Source organism: Arthrobacter humicola (genome assembly GCF_022803015.1).
Classification (GTDB): domain Bacteria; phylum Actinomycetota; class Actinomycetes; order Actinomycetales; family Micrococcaceae; genus Arthrobacter; species Arthrobacter humicola_A.
In genome coordinates this window covers 16,879-36,735 of the sequence record NZ_JAFKON010000006.1, presented here as the reverse complement: position 1 = coordinate 36,735, position 19,857 = coordinate 16,879, and the positions used below count along the sequence as shown (strand labels likewise).

At 64.8% G+C, this 19,857-nt stretch carries 15 protein-coding genes; 12 read left to right on the top strand and 3 right to left on the bottom strand.

From position 1 onward, the window contains the following. Positions 1-34 precede the first annotated feature (34 nt). From ARTB_RS12960 to ARTB_RS12945, 4 genes are all read left to right on the top strand, one after another. A complete protein-coding gene (locus ARTB_RS12960; RefSeq protein WP_243180955.1) occupies positions 35-739 on the top strand; it encodes a class I SAM-dependent methyltransferase in 705 nt (234 codons plus the stop codon). Positions 740-1,166: 427 nt separating this feature from the next. Continuing rightward, the gene (locus ARTB_RS12955) at positions 1,167-2,948 is read left to right on the top strand and encodes an ABC transporter family substrate-binding protein (protein WP_243180954.1); all 1,782 of its coding nucleotides are present in this window, start codon (positions 1,167-1,169) and stop codon (positions 2,946-2,948) included. A gap of 179 nt (positions 2,949-3,127) precedes the next feature. Further along, positions 3,128-4,669 (top strand): ABC transporter permease, encoded by a 1,542-nt coding sequence (locus ARTB_RS12950; protein ID WP_243180952.1) that lies wholly within the window; start codon positions 3,128-3,130, stop codon positions 4,667-4,669. A gap of 26 nt (positions 4,670-4,695) precedes the next feature. After that, entirely contained in the window at positions 4,696-5,814 is a 1,119-nt protein-coding gene (locus tag ARTB_RS12945; RefSeq protein ID WP_243181147.1) for an ABC transporter permease, read from the top strand. A 24-nt stretch (positions 5,815-5,838) separates the two neighbouring features. On the opposite strand, the gene ARTB_RS12940 is transcribed toward ARTB_RS12945, so the two are convergent. Then, positions 5,839-6,468, bottom strand: a complete 630-nt coding sequence (locus tag ARTB_RS12940) for a PH domain-containing protein (RefSeq protein WP_243180951.1) — start codon at positions 6,466-6,468, stop codon at positions 5,839-5,841. Between the two features lie 78 nt (positions 6,469-6,546). Here ARTB_RS12940 and ARTB_RS12935 point away from each other — a divergent pair, with 78 nt between their 5' ends. The 5 genes from ARTB_RS12935 to ARTB_RS12915 all read left to right on the top strand — a co-directional run bounded on the left by ARTB_RS12935 (position 6,547) and on the right by ARTB_RS12915 (position 14,190). Beyond that, a complete protein-coding gene (locus ARTB_RS12935; RefSeq protein WP_243180949.1) occupies positions 6,547-8,373 on the top strand; it encodes an ABC transporter ATP-binding protein in 1,827 nt (608 codons plus the stop codon). Between the two features lie 305 nt (positions 8,374-8,678). Then, the gene (locus ARTB_RS12930) at positions 8,679-10,319 is read left to right on the top strand and encodes a peptide ABC transporter substrate-binding protein (protein WP_243180947.1); all 1,641 of its coding nucleotides are present in this window, start codon (positions 8,679-8,681) and stop codon (positions 10,317-10,319) included. A 223-nt stretch (positions 10,320-10,542) separates the two neighbouring features. Next, the gene (locus ARTB_RS12925) at positions 10,543-11,472 is read left to right on the top strand and encodes an ABC transporter permease (RefSeq protein WP_018773796.1); all 930 of its coding nucleotides are present in this window, start codon (positions 10,543-10,545) and stop codon (positions 11,470-11,472) included. Then, entirely contained in the window at positions 11,462-12,457 is a 996-nt protein-coding gene (locus tag ARTB_RS12920; RefSeq protein WP_028275695.1) for an ABC transporter permease, read from the top strand. The genes ARTB_RS12925 and ARTB_RS12920 overlap by 11 nt, the downstream gene beginning before the upstream one ends. Before the next feature lie 11 nt (positions 12,458-12,468). Beyond that, positions 12,469-14,190, top strand: coding sequence for an ABC transporter ATP-binding protein (locus ARTB_RS12915; protein ID WP_243180945.1), 1,722 nt, complete (start codon positions 12,469-12,471; stop codon positions 14,188-14,190). Between the two features lie 175 nt (positions 14,191-14,365). Here the strand turns inward: ARTB_RS12915 and ARTB_RS12910 are convergent, their stop codons facing one another. Beyond that, a complete protein-coding gene (locus ARTB_RS12910; protein WP_243180944.1) occupies positions 14,366-15,313 on the bottom strand; it encodes an SGNH/GDSL hydrolase family protein in 948 nt (315 codons plus the stop codon). Between the two features lie 282 nt (positions 15,314-15,595). Between ARTB_RS12910 and typA the strand changes: the two genes are divergently transcribed. The 3 genes from typA to ARTB_RS12895 all read left to right on the top strand — a co-directional run bounded on the left by typA (position 15,596) and on the right by ARTB_RS12895 (position 18,977). Further along, entirely contained in the window at positions 15,596-17,524 is a 1,929-nt protein-coding gene (gene typA / locus ARTB_RS12905; protein ID WP_079550304.1) for a translational GTPase TypA, read from the top strand. Between the two features lie 27 nt (positions 17,525-17,551). Then, entirely contained in the window at positions 17,552-17,938 is a 387-nt protein-coding gene (locus ARTB_RS12900) for a hypothetical protein (protein ID WP_243180942.1), read from the top strand. A 229-nt stretch (positions 17,939-18,167) separates the two neighbouring features. Beyond that, positions 18,168-18,977, top strand: coding sequence for a type IV toxin-antitoxin system AbiEi family antitoxin domain-containing protein (locus ARTB_RS12895; RefSeq protein WP_243180940.1), 810 nt, complete (start codon positions 18,168-18,170; stop codon positions 18,975-18,977). A gap of 556 nt (positions 18,978-19,533) precedes the next feature. Here ARTB_RS12895 and ARTB_RS12890 read toward each other — a convergent pair. After that, positions 19,534-19,782: a putative acetyltransferase gene (locus ARTB_RS12890; protein ID WP_043434852.1), complete on the bottom strand. Its 249-nt coding sequence runs from the start codon at positions 19,780-19,782 to the stop codon at positions 19,534-19,536. Between the last annotated feature and the right edge of the window lie 75 nt (positions 19,783-19,857).

Sequence of the window (19,857 nt, the reverse complement as noted above, 5' to 3'; positions counted from 1 at the left end):
CTGACCATGAGCGTTTACCCGAGAGCGAGGATCCGTGAAAGCCGACCATTATGACAGTTTTGCCGGGAGCTACTCGGCGGAAAACGAGTCCAGCCTCCTCAACGCCTACTACGAGCGGCCGGCGATGATTGGCCTCGCCGGCGACGTCGACGGCCACCGGGTCCTGGATGCAGGGTGCGGCTCCGGGCCCCTGTCCGCGGCACTGAGCGCGAAGGGCGCGATCATGACCGGCTTCGATTCCAGTCCTGCGATGCTCGAATTTGCAAGACAGCGACTGGGCGCAACCGCGGATCTCTACTTGGCCGACCTCAGCAAGCCGCTCCCTTTCGCGGATGGCTCCTTCGACGACGTTGTCTCGTCCTTGGTCCTGCACTACCTGGAGGACTGGTCAGCGCCGCTTGCCGAACTGCGGCGCGTGCTGAAGCCGGGCGGTCGTCTGATCTTGTCGGTCAACCACCCCACGGTCAGCGTGATCACCCAACCAGCCGAGGACTACTTCGCCATCCGGCAGTACTCGGAGGATTACGAGTTCGATGGCGAGCCTGCGGTTCTGACTTTCTGGCACCGACCACTTCACGCGATGATCAACGCCTTCACATCGGCGGGATACCGCGTCGCCACCGTGAGCGAACCAGGGCCATCTCCAGACACGCCGCACGAACTCCTTCCGCCGCGCATCCTCACCGGTGAGAAGACAGCATTCCTGTCCTTTATCTTCTTTGTCCTCGAAACCGGCTGATGGCAGCTGAGGGACGTGAGGACACGAGCCGCCGCCGTCCCGAGTTCAAGCCAACGACCTGTCGCGATGGTCAACTGATGAGAAGGAGGCTCTTCGCCGCCCGGCAGCGCGGTAATTCTGCCAAGTAATTAAGGATTAACTGGAGGAGCCCCGATTCTCGGATCGGGGCTTTTCCTGTGTGCGGCGCTTTTATCCTTTTGTTACGCCGCCGTCAACGTTTTGTGGGAAAGCTGGGCCTGCGGAACCGGCCCAATGTTGCAGCTCCATAACGAACTTTACGGTGAGTCAACTTTGGTGGCTCCGAACGGCCTTTGGGGTTACGCTTCATGCCATGTGAGACGGGCCACACTGCCGCTGGGGGAGTGTGGACGTCTGTCTGGCGCCTTCGGCGCCGGTCTCACCCACACCACAGAAACAAGGAGGCGGAATGCGCTTGGGTCGTATTTCCAAAGCAGTGGGCGTGGCGGCAGCAGCTGCCATCGCCCTCAGCGCCTGCGCGGGCAACAGCGGCGGGACAACCCCGACCACTGCGGCGGCAGCAAGCAAGCAAGGCGGATCGGCAACCGTAGTAGAGGTCAACGCGTTTAACACGTTCAACCCGAACACGGCCGATGGAAACACTGACATCAACTCAAAGGTCAGCTACGCCACGCACTCGGGCTTCTTCTACATCGACAACAAGCTCAACGTTGTCCGCAATGAGAAGTTCGGCAAGATGGAAAAGGTCTCTGACGATCCGCTGACGGTGAAGTACACCATCAACGACGGCGTGAAGTGGTCCGACGGCACTCCTGTTACCGCGGCCGACCTTGTGCTGCAGTGGGCCGCCTTCTCCGGTTACTACAACGACGCCGACGCGGAAGGTAAGACCGGAACGTCCTACTTCTCCTACGCCGGTGACCCCACCGGTATCGCCCTCACCGACTTCCCGGAACTCGGTGACGACGGCCGCAGCATGACGCTGAAGTACTCCAAGCCCTTCGCGGACTGGGAAATCGCCATCGGCGGCCCCGGCATCGACATCCCCGCCCACGTCCTGGCCAAGAAGGCAGGCCTGGCGGACACCAAGGCGTTCATTGACCTGTTGAAGGGCATGCCCCGCGGCGATTCCAAGGCCCCCAAGCCGGCGAACGCCCAGCTCAAGGCTATGGCGGACATGTGGAACACGGGCTTTGACACGAAGACCCTGCCGGCTGATCCGAGCCTGTACCTCTCCAATGGCCCGTTCCTCGTCAAGACCATCAACCAGGACCAGTCCCTGACCATGGTCAAGAACAAGGACTACAACTGGGGACCGGAAGCCAATCTGGACGAAATCACCGTCCGCTACATCGGTGAGGCACCCGCCCAGGTCCAGGCTCTCAAGAACGGCGAGGCCGACATCATCGCCCCGCAGGCATCCGCGGACACCGTGGAGCAGCTCAAGGCACTCGAAAGTCAGGGCGTGACGGTCGACGTCGGCAACCAGCTCGCGTACGACCACATCGACCTGAACTACTCGGGCCCGTTTGCCGACAAGAACGTCCGCGAGGCGTTCATGAAGGCCGTCCCGCGTACGGACATCGTCGACAAGATCGTCAAGAAGCTGGATCCGAAGGCTGCACCGCTTGACTCCCAGCTCTTCGTTCCGGACCAGGCCCCGTACGCCGACTCGGCCAAGAACAACGGTTCCTCCTCCTACCAGGGTGTGGACATCGAGGGTGCCAAGAAGCTCCTCAACGGCGCCACCCCCGAAGTTCGCATCATGTACAACAAGGACAACCCCAACCGTGTTGACGCTTTCTCCCTGATCAGCGAGTCCGCCACCAAGGCCGGCTTCAAGATCGTCGACGGCGGCCTCGGCAAGTCTGACTGGGGCAAGGCCCTCGGTGACGGCAGCTACGATGCCACCATCTTTGGCTGGAGCAACTCGGGTGTCGGCGTCTCCGGCGTTCCGCAGATCTTCAAGTCCGGCAACGACTCCAACTTCAACAAGTTCAGCGACCCCGCAGCCGACAAGCTGATGGACGAACTGATTGTCACCACCGACAAGAGCAAGCAGGACGGCCTCGTTGCGCAGATCGACAAGATGATCTGGGATTCGGCCTACGGCCTGCCGCTGTTCCAGTCGGTTGGCGTGGACGCGTACAGCGACCGCATCACCGGTGTGAAGTACATGCCGAACCAGACCGGCGTTTGGTGGAACTTCTGGGAATGGGCGCAGAAGTAGCCCGCGACCCCAAGTAACACTGCTGGAAAGGCGTCGGGACCACAGCTTCTTCGGTCCCGGCGCCTTTCTGGCGACATCCCTGACGATGCCGTGGTCCCGCCGCCACATCGGCGGGAACCGGCCAAACTCCGCGACCGGTCCGGGCAATCCCTGGGCCCGAATTCCGAGGTTCTATTCCAATGGTGACCTACATCTTCCGGCGGCTCGTGACTGCCGCCCTCATCCTTCTCGGTGCGTCCTACCTCGTATATCTCCTGACAGCGGCGTCCGGCGATCCCCTCGAGGAATTCCGCGCCAACCCCACGCCCCAGAAGCAGCAGCTCATGGACGCGAGGACCGAGCTCCTGCAGCTGGACACCCCGGCCCCGCTGCGGTACTTCAAATGGTTCGGCGGCGCTGTCCAGTGCCTCGTTCCGTTCGCCAACTCCTGTGACCTCGGGAAGAACATCGCCGGTCAGCCCATCACCGAGGCCCTCGGCTTCGCGCTCGTCCAGACCCTGACCCTCGTCACCGCGGCAACGGTGCTCGCCATCCTGATCGGCATCACCCTGGGCATCGTCACCGCCCTGCGGCAGTACAGCACCTTGGATTACGGCGTGACGTTCATGGCCTTCCTGTTCTTCTCCCTGCCGATCTTCTGGGTCGCCGTCCTGCTCAAGGAATTCGGCGCCATCGGCTTCAACGACTTCCTGCGGAACCCCGACGTGCCGCTGCCCGCGGCCCTCGGGATTGGCGTCGTCGTCGGCGCGGTGACAGCCGTCGCGGCGGGCGGGACCATGCGGCGCCGGCTGCTGGCCGGCGCCGTCGCCTTCGGCTTCGTCACCGCGGTGCTCATTTACTTCTCCGCCACCGAATGGTTCAAGACCCCGGGCCTGGGCCCCGTGGTCATCGCCATCGCCGGTGTCGGCATCGCGTTCGCCGTGACCCTGCTCTCCGCCGGGCTGAAAAACCGCAAGGCCCTGCAGTCGGCCCTCATCGCCGTCGGCGTTGGAGTCGTGTTCTACTTCCTCCTTCAGCCGCTGCTCAACGAGGCCACATTCCTGATGATCGTGCTCCTGGCGGTCGCCTTCGTCCTGATCGGCATGGGCATCGGCTACCTGGTGGGCGGCTACGACCGTGGGCAGTCCATGCGGGCGGCAGCCATCACCTCGTTCCTGGTCGGATTCCTGATCCTGCTGGACCGGTACATGCAGGCGTGGCCCAGCTACTTCAACAACAGCCGTGTGCGCGGCCGGCCGATCGCCACCATCGGTGCCAGCACGCCGAACATCCAGGGCGACTTCTGGGTCCTGAGCCTTGACTCCTTTACCCACCTGATCCTGCCCACCCTGGCCCTGATCCTCATTTCACTGGCCAGCTACACCCGCTTCACCCGGGCTTCGATGCTCGAAATCATGAACATGGACTACATCCGAACGGCCCGGGCCAAAGGCCTGAGCGAGCGGACCGTCATCATGCGCCACGCCTTCCGCAACGCCCTGATCCCGATCGCCACGATCGTGGCCTTCGACATTGGGGCGCTGATCGGCGGTGCCGTCATCACCGAAACCGTCTTCTCGGTCCGCGGCATGGGCTTCCTGTTCCTGGACGGGATCGCGCACACCGATCCCAACCCGGTCATGGGCGTCTTCATCTGCGTGGCCATCACGGCCATGGTCTTCAACCTCATCGCGGACCTCGCCTACTCCGCACTGGATCCGCGCGTAAGGGTAAAAGCATGAGCCAGCCAAGTCAGCAGGAAGTAATCATGGCCGAAGACGAAGCCTCGCGGATATCAGCCGCGGCCGGCGTTGAGCCGGTCCTTGAGGCCAAGGGCCTCAGCCAGGGCCAGATCGTCCGGAAGCGTTTCCTCGGACACTCCGGCGCCATTATCGGCCTCGTGGTGTTCGCCTTCATTTTCGTTCTGGCCTTCACCTCGGTGGGCTACCTGGGAATCCCCGGCTGGTGGAAGTACAACCACACGCAAGTCTCGCCACTGGTCAACGGCGGCGCACCCACCTCCTCGCTGTGGCCGCTGGCCTGGGGCGAACATCCGTTCGGCCAGGACCGGATCGGCCGCGACCTCTTCGCCATGACCATGCGCGGCGCGCAGCAGTCCATCACCATCATGATCGTGATCGGCCTCATCGCCGGCCTGATCGGCGTCGTGGTCGGTGCCATCTCCGGCTACTTCCGCGGCTGGTCCGAAGCCATCCTGATGCGCCTGACCGACGTCATCATCATCATTCCCGCGCTGCTGCTGGCCGCCGTCATGGCCGCCCTCGCCGGCCGCCGGGACCAGGGAAGCTGGTTCGCCTCCTTCGCCAGCACCAACGGCGTCCTGGCCCTCGGGATCTTCCTGGGCCTGATCAGCTGGGTCGCCCTGGCGCGCCTGATGCGCGGCGAATTCCTGTCCCTGCGCGAACGCGAGTTCGTGGATGCGGCCCGGATTTCCGGCGCCAGCAACGCCAGGATCATCTTCAAGCACATCCTGCCCAACGCCGTCGGCGTGCTGATCGTCAACGTGACCCTGACCATGTCCGCCGCGATCCTCACCGAGACGGCGCTGAGCTACCTCGGCGTCGGCGTCAAGGCCCCGGACACGTCACTGGGCCTGCTCATCTCCCAGAACCAGCAGGCCTTCGCCACACGGCCCTGGCTCTTCTGGTTCCCGGGCATGTTCATCGTGCTCATCTGCCTCAGCATCAACTTCATCGGCGACGGCCTGAGGGACGCCTTTGACCCACGGCAGAAGAAGTTCAATGCCAAGAAGGCGGCCGATCATGGGGGCGCCGCGGTGCAGGCAGGTACCGTCACCGGACTTGGCGCCCCGGCGCCTGAGGATCCCCGCAACGACGGGCCGGCTGACGGAACACGGGGCCAGTAGATGCCGGCCCCCTGCAGGACCGCTCTAAGCGGCGGTAATCGCCAGGTAGCTTGCCGCCAGGAGCAGTACGACGGCGCCAATCGCCACCCAGCGGACGGTCACCGTTGCCGCGGTGCTGGCGGCGTCGCCTGCGGCGAGCTGCCCTCCTTCCACGAGGTCATGCCACCGGGCCCGCACCATCATGGCAGCCTGGCCGGAATCCGTGGTCTTCAGATCTCCCGGACGGACCGACTTGCCGGGACCGTAGGTGGTTGCCGGCAGGCCGTGGAGGTCCTCCGGGCGGGCATGGCGACCGCCCCAGATACCGGGGGCGGGCGCGGCCCAGGAGGTGTAGCTCTTCCGGGCGGTGACCAGCGTCAGTGCAAAACGGGTATCGACGTGCACCAGCGCTGCCCACGGCACCTCAATCGAGCGGAACGGATTCTCCAGGGTGACGCCGGCATCGTGGACTACAACGGACGGCATCCAGAACAGTTGCCAGCCCATGAAGGCAATGAAAGCCAGCGGGGCGATGCCGCCCAGCGCCCCCGGACCCGCCATGACGACGGTGACCACGACACCGAACGCGGCCACCGCCCAGGACAGCAACGCGAACCACTTGTTGGTTCGTGCTTTGAAGACTTCAACATTTCCGGCGTGCGGCGTAGAGCTCATGCCCCCAATAATTCAGTATTCCGAGCCGCAGCACTAATCCCCGGTGCACCGGCGGCCCGGGCGGAAGGATAGCCCATCATGACTGACTTCATCACCCTCGATCCGCCGGCGTCACCTGTGCCTGGCAAAGGCGAAACTGTCCTGGAGGTCCGGGATCTCAGCGTGGATTTCGGCGTGGACAAGAAATGGGTCCCGGCAGCGATCGGCCTGAACTACGAGGTCCGGGCCGGCGAAGTACTCGCCATCGTGGGGGAGTCCGGCTCCGGAAAGAGCGCCAGTTCAATGGCGCTGCTGGGCCTGCTGCCGAGTAACAGCCGTGTGACAGGAAGTGTCAAGCTCGCCGGGCGTGAGCTGCTGGGGAGCAATGAGGCCAATATCCGCGCGGTGCGCGGCAAGGACGTCGCGGTGATCTTCCAGGAGCCGATGACGGCCCTGAACCCGGTGTACACAGTGGGGTCGCAGATTGTAGAAACTGTGCGTCTGCACAACGAAGTTTCCCCGGAAGAAGCCCGGCTCCGTGCCCTGCGCATGCTGGAACTTGTCGAACTGCCCGATCCGGAGAAGGCCTTCCGGTCTTACCCGCACCAGCTTTCCGGCGGCCAGCGCCAGCGCGCCATGATCGCTCAGTCGCTCTCCTGCGACCCGAAGCTGCTCATTGCCGATGAGCCGACCACGGCCCTCGACGTGACCGTCCAGGCCGAAATCCTTGACCTCATGCGCAACCTGCGGAACAAACTGGACAGTGCCATTGTCCTCATCACCCACGACATGGGAGTGGTGGCCGACCTCGCCGACCGGATCGCCGTCATGCGCAAGGGCCTGATCGTGGAGACGGGCACGGCAGCGCAGATCTTCCACAACCCGCAGCACGAGTACACCAAGGCGCTGCTGGCTGCGGTCCCGCATCTGGGCCAGGGCGGCGCGGATTCCACGGTGGACGTGGACGTCACCGCCGCCCTCGCCGCCGCGACCCACGTCGAGATCCTCTCCATTCCTGAAGACGAGCTGATCCGGCGCGAGCGCGAAAACGCCGCCGCCCTCGCCGCGGCCGAGGCGGCCAAGCCGAAGGGCGAGCCGGTCCTGGAGCTCACCGATGTCGCCATCGAGTACCCGAAGCAGGGCCGGGTGCCGGCGTTCCGTGCCGTGGAAGGGGCCAACCTGGTCATCTATCCCGGACAGGTGGTCGGTCTCGTCGGCGAGTCGGGCTCCGGAAAGACCACCATCGGCCGGGCCGCCGTCGGCCTGCTGCCGGTGGCAGCAGGCACCATGCGGGTAGTCGGGCAGGACATTTCCGCCGCCAAGAGGAACGGCCGCCAGCTCCACGAGATGCGCCGGCATGTCGGCATGGTGTTCCAGGATCCATCGTCGTCCCTGAACCCCCGGCTGCCCATCGGGGAAAGCATCGGGGAGCCGATGTTCCTGGCACGGGCCGCAAAGGGCGCCGACCTGCAGCGGCGGATTGAGGCGCTGCTGGACCAGGTCGAGCTGCCGCGCGATTACCGCAACCGCTACCCGCACGAGCTCTCTGGCGGGCAAAAGCAGCGCGTGGGGATTGCGCGTGCCCTCTCGCTCAAGCCCAAGCTGATGGTCGCCGACGAGCCCACTTCCGCCCTTGACGTCTCAGTCCAGGCCAAGGTGCTCGATCTGTTCCAGAACCTGCAGAAGGAACTGGGGTTCGCGTGCCTCTTCGTCACCCATGACCTCGCGGTGGTGGACGTGCTCGCGGACCGGATCTGTGTCATGCAGCGCGGCAGGATCGTGGAGCAGGGGACCCGCGACCAGATCCTCCGCAATCCCCAGGAGCCCTACACCCAGCGGCTTTTGGCGGCGGTTCCGCTGCCGGATCCGGACAAGCAGCGCGAGCGGCGCGAACTGCGCGCGCAGCTGCTGTCAGGGGCCAGCTGAGGCTTACCCGGAGGGGGCTGGAACGGGGGCGAAAACCGGCGGATTCCAGTTAAGCGCGAGTAACCCAGGTCACACTGCGGGCGAATACTACCAGTCAGTAGCGTGTGACTTGAAATACCCTCCACTTGACGTTAGTCGTCATGAGATTGTCGGATCACGGTTTGGCAACAGAGTTCCAACATTTGGACGGTTTAGGGCTAGGCTACTTCCATATGTAGGCCACGTCACAGGGGATACCCCTGTGCCTGCTTACGGGGAAGCATAAGTTTTTCCCTCACGAACTCCCACAACTCATAGGAGGCGGAATGCGTTTTTCGCGCACTTCCAAAGCACTGGGCATGGTGGCTATCGCCGCCCTCGCCCTGACCGGATGCGGTGCCAGCGGCTCCGCAACCGGTAGCGGCAGTACCGGCGGCGACACGAGCAAAGTGATCCTCGCCGACGGCTCCGAACCCCAGCGTCCCCTCATGCCCGCCGACACCAACGAAGTCGGCGGTGGCAAGGTCATCGATATGATCTTCGCGGGTCTGGTCAGCTACGACCCCAGCGGCAAGCCGGTCAACGAACTCGCCGAGTCCATCGAGGGCAAGGACGGCCAGCACTTCACCATCAAGGTCAAGAAGGGCCAGAAGTTCACGAACGGCGAGGCCATCACGGCCAAGTCCTTCGTCGATTCCTGGAACTTCGGCGCCGCAGCCAAGAACGCCCAGCTCAGCGGTGGCTTCTTCGAAAGCATCAAGGGCTACGACGAAGCCAGCGCAGAAGGCTCCACGGTTGAAACCATGTCCGGCCTGAAGGTCGTTGACGACCAGACGTTCACCGTCGAACTGAAGCAGCCGGAATCTGACTGGCCGCTTCGCCTTGGCTACACCGCGTTTGTTCCGGTTCCCTCCGGTGCCCTGAAGGACCCGAAGGGCTTCGGCGAGAAGCCGGTCGGCAACGGCCCGTACAAGCTCGCGGACGGCGGCTGGCAGCACAACGTGCAGATCCAGCTCGTTCCGAACCCGGACTACAACGGCCCGCGCAAGGCCAAGAACGCCGGCGTGACGTTCAAGATCTACCAGAACGACGACTCCGCGTACCAGGACCTGATGTCCAACAACCTGGACATCCTGCAGACCATCCCGACCAGCGCGCTGAAGAACTTCAAGACTGACCTCGGCGACCGCACCATCAACAAGCCGTACGCCGGCAACCAGACCATCGCCATCCCGGAATACCTGCCGGAATGGAGCGGCGAGGCCGGCAAGCTCCGCCGCCAGGCGATCTCCATGGCGATCAACCGCGAAGAGATCACCAAGGTGATCTTCAACGGCGCACGCCAGCCTGCCAAGGACTTCACGGCCCCCGTGCTTGACGGCTACAGCGACTCGATCGCCGGAGCCGAGAACCTGACTTTCAACGCCGACAAGGCCAAGGAAGCCTGGGCCAAGGCCGACGCCATCCAGAAGTGGGACGCGAACAAGACGTTCACCATTGCCTACAACGCCGACAAGGGCGGACACAAGGCCTGGGTTGAGGCAGTAGTCAACCAGCTCAAGAACACGCTCGGCATCAAGGTTGAAGGCAAGCCGTACGCCACCTTCAAGGAAGCCCGCAACGACGCCACCGCCAAGACCCTCACCGGCTCCATCCGTGCGGGCTGGCAGGCAGACTACCCGTCGCTGTACAACTTCCTCGGCCCGATCTACAAGACCGGTGCCGGCTCCAACGACGCCAGCTACGCCAACCCGACGTTCGACAAGGCCATCTCCGACGGCCTGAACGCCGCGTCGGTCAGCGACGGCAACAAGGCCATGAACAAGGCCCAGGAGATCCTCCTGACGGACCTGCCGGCCATCCCCCTGTGGTACCAGGTTGCCCAGGGCGGCTGGAGCGACAAGGTCACCAACGTCGACTACGGCTGGGACGGCGTCCCGCTGTACTACAACGTAACGGGTAAGTAACAACAAAACGACGGCGGGGGCCGCCCATACTGGGGCCTCCGCCGTCGTCGTGTTTCCCCCCCATTTATTTTCTTGATGTCCGGCTCTTTCGGGCGAACTTTTCGCAGCCCTGCCGCCGTGAGCAAACCGGCGCCGGCCTGCATCCATAGTGAAAAGGTTCTTTGATGAACAACTCCGCCGCATCCCTGGACAGGATGCCTGCCAACGAGGGTGTGACTCGCTGATGTCGACATACATCCTCAAGCGTTTCCTGCAACTGATTCCCGTCTTCCTGGGCGCAACACTGCTGGTCTATTTCCTGGTCTTCAGCCTGCCCGGTGACCCCATCGTGGCCCTGTTCGGCGACAAGCCGGTGAACGAGGCGGTCGCAGCCAAGCTGCGCATGCAGTACCACCTGGACCAGCCGTTCTGGATGCAATACCTGCTTTACCTCAAGAGCATCTTCACGTTCGACCTCGGCCAGGACTTCTCCGGACGCCCCATCGCCGCTGTGCTCGGCGAGGTCTTCCCCGTCACGGCGCGGCTGGCCATCATGGCGCTGATCTTCGAGGCCTTTTTCGGCATCGTCTTCGGCCTCATCGCCGGCCTGCGCAAGGGCAAGCTCTTTGACGCCACGGTCCTGGTCGCGTCCCTGGTCGTGATCGGCATCCCGATCTTCGTCCTGGGCTTCCTGCTGCAGTTCACCATCGGAGTCCAGCTCGGCTGGGCCAAGCCGACCGTCAGCTCCGCGGCGACCATCCCGGACCTCATCCTGCCGGCGATCGTGCTGGGACTGGGATCGTTCGCCTATGTCCTGCGCCTGACCCGCACGTCCGTCATCGAAAACATGAACGCCGACTACGTCCGCACCGCCACCGCCAAGGGCCTCTCCCGGTTCCAGGTGGTCCGCGTGCACATCCTGCGCAACTCCCTGATTCCCGTCATTACGTTCCTGGGCGCCGACCTCGGTGCCTTGATGGGCGGCGCAATCGTCACTGAGGGCATCTTCAACGTCCCGGGCGTAGGCAACCGGCTCTACCGGGCCGTGCTGTCCGGGGAAGGGCCCACGGTGGTCTCGATCGTCACCGTCCTGGTGCTGATCTACTGCCTGTCCAACCTGCTCGTTGACCTGCTTTACGGCTGGCTTGACCCGAGGATCCGTTATGACTCCTGATTACACCACCACCGCACGGCACGCCGATTCCCGCCGCCCGGCCCGCCGGACCGAGCACTTCGTGGCCGATGTCTCCGAGACCCCGCTCCAGGTAACGGACCGGGTCAAGGACGAAGCCGCACCGCTGAGCCTGTGGGGCGAGGCCTGGAAGAACCTGCGCAAGCAGCCGCTCTTCCTCATCTCCGCGTTCCTGATCCTGGTGGTCGTCGCGGTCTCCGTCTTCCCGGGAATGTTCTCGCAGATCGACCCCACGTCGGAGGCCTGCCAGTTGGCCAACTCCGACGCGGGCCCCGCCGCGGGCCACCCGCTGGGCTTCACCCAGCAGGGCTGCGACGTCTACGCCCGTGTCATCTTCGGTACGCGGTCCTCGGTGACGGTGGGCCTCTTCACCACCATCGGAGTGCTGCTGATCGGCGGCATCCTGGGTGCCGTCGCCGGCTATTACGGCGGCTGGATCGACTCGGTCCTGGCCCGCATCAATGACATCTTCTTCGCCCTGCCCCTGATCCTGGGCGCGATCGTGATGATGCAGCTGCCGATGTTCCGTACGAACAAGACCGTGTGGACCCTCGTGCTCATCCTGGTCATCTTCGGCTGGCCGCAGATTGCCCGCATTACCCGCGGCGCCGTCATCGAGGTCCGGAACGCCGACTTCGTCACGGCCGCCCGGTCGCTGGGCGTCTCGAAGTTCGGCGCCCTCATGCGTCACGTGATGCCGAACTCGCTGGCCCCGATCATCGTCGTGGCCACCATCTCCCTGGGCACGTTCATCGTGGCCGAATCGACGCTGTCCTTCCTGGGCATCGGGCTGCCGCCCAGCGTCATGTCCTGGGGCAACGACATCCAGGCGGCTCAGGCCTCGCTCCGCTCCAACCCGATGCCGCTGCTCTACCCGGCCATCGCGCTGTCCATCACCGTCCTGAGCTTCATCATGCTGGGCGACGCCCTGCGTGATGCCCTCGATCCCAAAGCCCGCAAGCGATGAAAGGGGACACCATGAGCGCCTCTGTTGACTTCCAGGAAGCTGAGTACGCCACTGAGCGCCCGCTGCTTGAAATCAAGGACCTGGCCATCGGGTTCACCACCAGCAACGGCGAGGTCAACGCCGTCCGCAACGCCCATCTCACCGTCATGCCGGGCGAAACCGTCGCGATTGTGGGCGAGTCGGGCTCCGGCAAGTCCACCACCGCGCTGGCTGCTATCGGCCTGCTCCCGGGCAACGGGCGGGTCGCGGCAGGCCAGATCCTGTTCGATGGCGAGGACATCTCCAACGCCAGCGAAAAGCGGATGATCGAACTGCGCGGCAACAGCATCGGAATGGTCCCGCAGGACCCGATGTCCAACCTCAACCCGGTGTGGAAGATCGGCGACCAGGTCCGCGAGACGCTGAAGGCCAACGGACTCCCGAGCGGCCCCGACGACGTCGCCAAGGTCCTGTCCCAGGCAGGGCTGCCCGACGCCGGCAGCCGCGCCAAGCAGTACCCCCACGAGTTCTCCGGCGGCATGCGCCAGCGCGCGCTGATCGCGATCGGGCTCGCCTGCCAGCCGCGCCTGCTCATCGCGGACGAGCCGACCTCGGCGCTCGACGTGACCGTGCAGCGCCAGATCCTCGATCACCTGGACAAGATGACCACGGAGCTGGGCACCGCGGTGCTGCTGATCACGCACGACCTCGGCCTCGCCGCCGAGCGTGCCGACCAGGTGGTGGTCATGTACCGCGGCCAGGTTGTCGAGTCCGGGCCCTCACTGGAGCTGCTGCAGAACCCGCAGCATCCGTACACCCAGCGGCTGGTTGCCTCGGCGCCGTCGCTGGCGTCCCGGCGCATCCAGGCGGCCAAGGAACTCGGCGTGGAAACCGACGACATGCTCGCCCCGAGCGAGACCGGCGTGGTTGAGCCGGCCAAGTCCGACGACGTCCTGCAGATCCAGAACCTCAGGAAGGTCTTCAAGCTGCGTTCTGGCCTGGGCAAGTCCACGGACTTCACCGCCGTCGACGACATCTCCTTCAACGTCAAGCGGGGAACCACGACGGCGATCGTGGGGGAGTCGGGTTCCGGCAAGTCCACGGTGGCGCAGATGGTCCTGAACCTCCTGACGCCGACCTCCGGCAAGATCATCTTCGACGGCGTGGACACCTCCACGCTGAACAGCAAGGAGCTCTTCGCCTTCAGGCGCCGGGTACAGCCGATCTTCCAGGACCCGTACGGTTCCCTGGACCCGATGTACAACATCTTCCGGACCATCGAGGAACCGCTGCGGACCCACAAGATCGGGGACAAGGCCAGCCGCGAGAAGAAGGTCCGGGAGCTGCTGGACCAGGTGGCGCTGCCGCAGTCCACCATGCAGCGGTACCCCAACGAGCTCTCCGGCGGCCAGCGCCAGCGGGTCGCGATCGCCCGCGCCCTGGCGCTGGACCCCGAAGTGATCATCTGCGACGAGGCCGTCTCGGCACTGGATGTGCTGGTACAGGCGCAGGTGCTGAACTTGCTCGCCGAACTGCAGACCCGGCTCGGCCTGACCTACCTGTTCATCACCCACGACCTCGCGGTGGTCCGGCAGATCGCTGACCGCGTGTGCGTCATGGAGAAGGGCAAGCTGGTGGAAACGGGCTCGACGGACGACGTCTTCGAGTCGCCGCAGCAGGACTACACCCGGGCGCTGCTCAACGCCATCCCCGGCGCCGGCCTCATGCTGCCGCCGGAAATGGACGTGGCCTGAGCGGCCGCTTCCTGAGGGCTTGAATAAGCCCGCCGCCAGCAGCGCTTGGCAGCTGGCAGTACAGGAGCCGGTGTCCTCCCCTCGAGGCGGACACCGGCTCCTTTGTTGTGCTGTGGCCGTCCTGCGCTGGCGGTGCCTGCACCGGTGGGACGTGCGCCGGTGGGACAAACCTGCGTTAGTGGGACAAACCGGCGAGCATGGCGGGGTCAGCGTAGTCAAACCCCAGTGACTGCAGCCGCTGGCCGAAAACGGCGCCCAGGGCCGCGTGGCCCTGCCGGTTCAGGTGGACCCGGTCCGCCATCGAGCCCGTCAGGTTGTACCGGGTGAGCCAGTCGCCTGCGCTGACGAACGGCAGCCCGTGCTGGTCCGCCACCCGCCCCAGAAGCGCGTCCACCTCGCTCCGGCGTCCTCCGCCGTAGTGGGCGCCGCGCCCGAGTGTGCCGACCATGAGTATCCGGGCCGCGGGGTAACGCTGCTGGATGCTGGCGATCAGCCGTTCCGCGTTGGAGACGATCTGCGCGTCGGAGGCGCCGCGTGCGGCATCGTTCCCGCCGCCTTCGATCACCACGAGGGGAGGAGTGCCGTACGGGAGTTTCCAGTCGCCGCGCTGAAGCGCGTCGATGTAGTTGCCGGTCCTGCCGTTGGACGCCACGAAACCGGTGCCGCCCCGGCCACAGAAGAAGACTTTGTACCCAGCAGCGGCCAGACCTTGCCTGGGCCAGCCGTAGGAAGGTTCCGATTGCGAGTCGCCAATCAGCACGGCGACATTGCTGGTGTCCTTGACGATGATCTCGTTGCGGCCGTTGGCAGGATTGCGGTAGGTCGAGCCGCTCGGCAGAGCGGCGGGGTCGATGGTGGACCCGATGCGCGTCTTCGCCGCGGACCCGGCCGCGACCGGCACTCCCGCGCCGACGGCCGCTCCGGCCCCGCCGCCGCTCAGCGGCGTGCCCACAGCTCCCGCCTCTGATGATCCCGCGTCGGAAGAGCCCGCGTCGGAAGAGCCCGCGTCGGAAGAGCCCGCGTCGGGGGCAGGTGAATAAGAGGTCTGTCCGCAGCCGCCAAGAACGACGCCGGTGGCGATCATCATTGCGACGAAGCGGGACAGGGCCGAGGCGTTTCGCATGAATGTCTCCGGGCTTGCTTGCTGCTATCAGAGCAATGATGGTGCATGGGCGCTGGAAAATCCAGTGACTTTACTCACACGTAATAGACCACTTCCGTGCGCCCGTCCTGCTCTGGCGACAGCGCGGACGCTGGTCGCCGATCCGCATTTTAGGCCAATAAATGACCTAGCGTTTAGAATGGTAGTAGGTGCCCTGTGCCAAAGGGACTTATCTGTCGTGCGTTCCGGTTGGAAATGTCGCGATACCACAGCTGACTTCACCACTGAATCGAGCAATAACGCATGTCTGAAACCACCACCAACACCGCGGTAGCCACTGCATCGCGCAGTGACCTGCGCAACGTCGCGATCGTGGCCCACGTTGACCACGGCAAGACCACGCTGGTCGACGCCATGCTCAAGCAGACCAACTCCTTTGCCGAGCACAACCACCTCGAAGACCGCGTCATGGACTCCGGTGACCTGGAGCGCGAAAAGGGCATCACCATCCTGGCCAAGAACACCACGGTGGCCTACAACGGACCGTCCTCCAACGGCGAAACCATCACCATCAACGTCATCGACACCCCCGGCCACGCCGACTTCGGTGGCGAGGTCGAGCGCGGCCTGTCCATGGTCGACGGCGTCGTCCTCCTCGTCGATGCCTCTGAGGGCCCGCTGCCCCAGACCCGCTTCGTGCTGCGCAAGGCCCTCGCCGCGCACCTGCCCGTGATCCTCCTGGTCAACAAGACCGACCGCCCCGACGCGCGGATCGAAGAAGTTGTCCACGAATCCATGGACCTGCTCCTGGGCCTGGCCTCCGACCTCGCCGACGAAGTCCCGGACCTCGACCTGGACAAGATCCTGAACGTGCCGGTTGTTTACGCCGCCGCTAAGGTCGGCCGCGCCTCCCTCGAGCAGCCCGCCGACGGCAGCGCCCCGGAAAACGAAGACCTCGAGCCGCTCTTCCGGGCCATCATCGAGCACATCCCGGCCCCGACCTACAACCCGAACGGTGTCCTGCAGGCACACGTCACCAACCTGGACGCCTCACCGTTCCTGGGCCGCCTGGCGCTGCTGCGCATCTACAACGGCACCCTGCGCAAGGGCCAGACCGTGGCCTGGGCACGCGCCAATGGCGAGCTCAAGAACGTCAAGATCACCGAACTTCTCGCGACCAAGGCCCTGGACCGCGTCCCCGCTGAGTCCGCTGGCCCGGGCGAGATCGTCGCCGTCGCCGGCATCGAGGAGATCACCATCGGTGAGACCCTGACCGACGCCGAGAACCCGCAGCCGCTGCCGCTGATCACTGTTGACGACCCGGCCATCTCCATGACCATCGGTATCAACACCTCGCCGCTGGCCGGCAAGGTCAAGGGCGCCAAGGTCACGGCCCGCCAGGTCAAGGACCGCCTCGACAAGGAACTGATCGGTAACGTCTCCATCAAGGTTCTCCCCACCGAGCGTCCCGACGCCTGGGAAGTCCAGGGCCGTGGCGAGCTTGCACTGGCCATCCTGGTCGAGCAGATGCGTCGCGAAGGCTTTGAGCTGACCGTCGGCAAGCCGCAGGTGGTTACCAAGACCGTCGACGGCAAGGTCCACGAGCCGATGGAACACATGACCATCGACGTGCCCGAAGAGTACCTCGGCGCCGTCACCCAGCTGATGGCCGCCCGCAAGGGCCGCATGACCAACATGGCCAACCACGGCACCGGCTGGTGCCGCATGGAGTTCATCGTTCCGGCCCGCGGCCTGATCGGGTTCCGCACCAAGTTCCTCACGGACACCCGCGGCGCCGGCATCGCCGCCTCCATATCTGAAGGCTACGAGCCGTGGGCCGGCCCCATCGAATACCGCACCAACGGTTCGATGATCGCCGACCGCGCCGGTGTTGTGACCCCGTTCGCCATGATCAACCTGCAGGAACGCGGATCCTTCTTCGTCAAGCCCACCTCCGAGGTGTACGAGGGCATGATCGTGGGCGAGAACTCCCGCGCCGACGACATGGACGTGAACATCACGAAGGAAAAGAAGCTCACCAACATGCGTGCAGCTTCCTCGGACACCTTCGAGAACCTGACGCCCCCGCGCGACCTGACCCTCGAAGAGTCCCTCGAATTTGCCCGCGAAGACGAGTGCGTTGAGGTTACCCCGGATTCAATCCGCATCCGCAAGGTCATCCTGGACACCAACGAGCGTGCCAAGGCCAACCGCGCCCGCGCCAAGGTCTGATCCCGGTCTCCGGGCTTCAGCCACAACGTGATTAAGAGAGCTGCCGGTACGGCAGGCGGCATTGCCGCCGCCGTGCCGGCAGCTCTTTTTGTTGCCCTGGCCGGCACCGCCCTGCACCGCCACGATCTGGTCCTGGGCGGAGTGGACGTCCCGTGGGGCTCCGTCGCTGCGCTCGTGCTGCTGGGCTCGGTCCAGCTGTGGCTGGGAGCGGCATTCCGTTCTGTCACCCCGACGGCGGCTTGCGGAGTCCTCTGCTACGCGCTGATTGGCTGGTGGTCCACCCTGGAAGCGGGCAAGCGCCTGGTCATCGGCGACGCCGCGGGCAATATCTGGGTCTTCGGCATCGCAGGCATCACCGTGGCCATGCTCGCCTGGTGCCGGCGCTACAGGAGGCCGAGCGGCCAGGACCGGTGACGACGGGCCAGGACCGGACCGCCCTGCCCGGCTCCCCACGGGACATGCCCATTTTTTGATAGCTCGAGTGGGCGCAATGGCATTATGTCCGGCCCCGGGTTGGTGCGCGGGACATGCCCCGCCCCCAGGGTCGGACCTGTCCGCCACCGCCCCCATCCGGCCGGTGCAGTTTTCCACATAGTGCAGGATCCGGCTTCCAGGGCGCAGAGTGCGGCTCCACCATGGGTGAATGGCCAACATCATCGAGGTGCTCTCGAATTACGACGGCGTCGCCCGCGCCAAATACATTGCCGCCGCGGGGGTCTCCGATTTTCAGCTCAAGTCCGCGATGGCCTCGGGAACCGTGTCCCGGGTGGCCCGCGGCGTCTATGCGTTGCCCGGTGCAGACGAGCAGCTGATCGCCATACGCTCGCTTCCGGCGGAACCGGCGTGCATCACCGCGGCACAATTCAGCGGGCTGTGGGTCCTTGAAGCCCCGGCCCAGCCGCACGTTGCCCTCACCCACAGCAGGAGCTACCAGGGCTTCGTCTGCCACAGGGCGCCCGCGCCGCCGACCCTCCTGGCCACGGTCATCCAATGCTTGCGCTGCCTACCCGAACCTTACGGGCTGATCATCGCCGAATCCGCCGTCGTGCTGAAGGGACTCCCGCTGGGTGCGTTGCGTCAGCGGCTCGATGGCCGGAACGACACCCGGGAACGCCGGATCGTGTCGGCGATTGTCCCGCAGTCGCAGTCACTCATTGAGTGCCTGGCCCGGTTCCTGCTGCGGCGGGCCGGCTTCCATATTGAATCGCAGGTCAACGTTCCAGGAATGGGACACCTGGACCTGATGGTCGACGGCCGTCTCGGCATCGAGACCGACGGGGCGGGATTCCACATGGACAGGGCCAGCTTCGAGGAAGACCGGCGGCGTTGGAACGTCACCACGCGCCGGGGAATCCCGACTCTTGTTGTGACGTACCCGCTGCTGAGGGACCACCCCGAGGATTTCATCACTATGGTCCGCGATGCCCTGAACCGTCTGTCTGCGGCCGCCTAGAGTCAGACTCCACGTCCAGCTTCGTTCGCCCTTGCGATACGGTTCGGCACTGTGGTCCTGCACTCTGATCCTGCACCGCGCCCAGCCACCGCGGAAATTGTCCCGTGCTCTTTCGATTCACCACTGGACATGTCCCTTGTTCCGCTGGTTTACCACTGGACATGTCCCTTGTTCTGCTGGTTTACCACTGGACATGTCCCTTGTTCTGCTGGTTTACCACTGAACATGTCCCTTGCTCCGTCGATTTACCACTGGACATGTCCCTTGCTCCGTCGATTCACCACTGGACATGTCCCGCGCTGGGTGGCGGCGATGAGCATGGAGCCGAAATGTCCATCTCCTGCAGCAAGGAGAGGGAATGTCCATTGGTGGCCGGGGGTGGGGCTGGGCATCTGCGTGGTTGGCCAGCAGGGGAGGGCATGTCCAGTGGTCGCCGTGGGCGGGGCTGGGCATGTGCGTGGTTGGCCAGCAAGGGAGGGCATGTCCACTGGTCGGGTGGTGCGGAGGGCATGTCCCCTCGGCACAACCACCGAGGCGCCCACCCCGGGACCGCCCGTCAGGGCTCCTGCACCCGTGGGGCGCGGCGAGGCGGGGGCGGCGGGACTTCCTTGGCTGCCACGACAAGGGGGAGGGCAATGACGACGTCGGAGCGGCGGGTGCGGACGGTGCATACGCCGTCGGCGCGTTCCACGAGCTCGCCGAGGGCATCCGTCAGGCCGCCCTCGATCCTGTACCGGACCACAACGCGGGTGCCGAGCGGGGCTGAGGAGAGGAACTGCTGGGGCAAGGGCAAAGGCGAACTCATCAGATCATCGTAAGACGCGGAGCATGTGTGACGTCCGGCTAGGTTCGCGGGAACAGGCTGGGAGATAATAGGCTC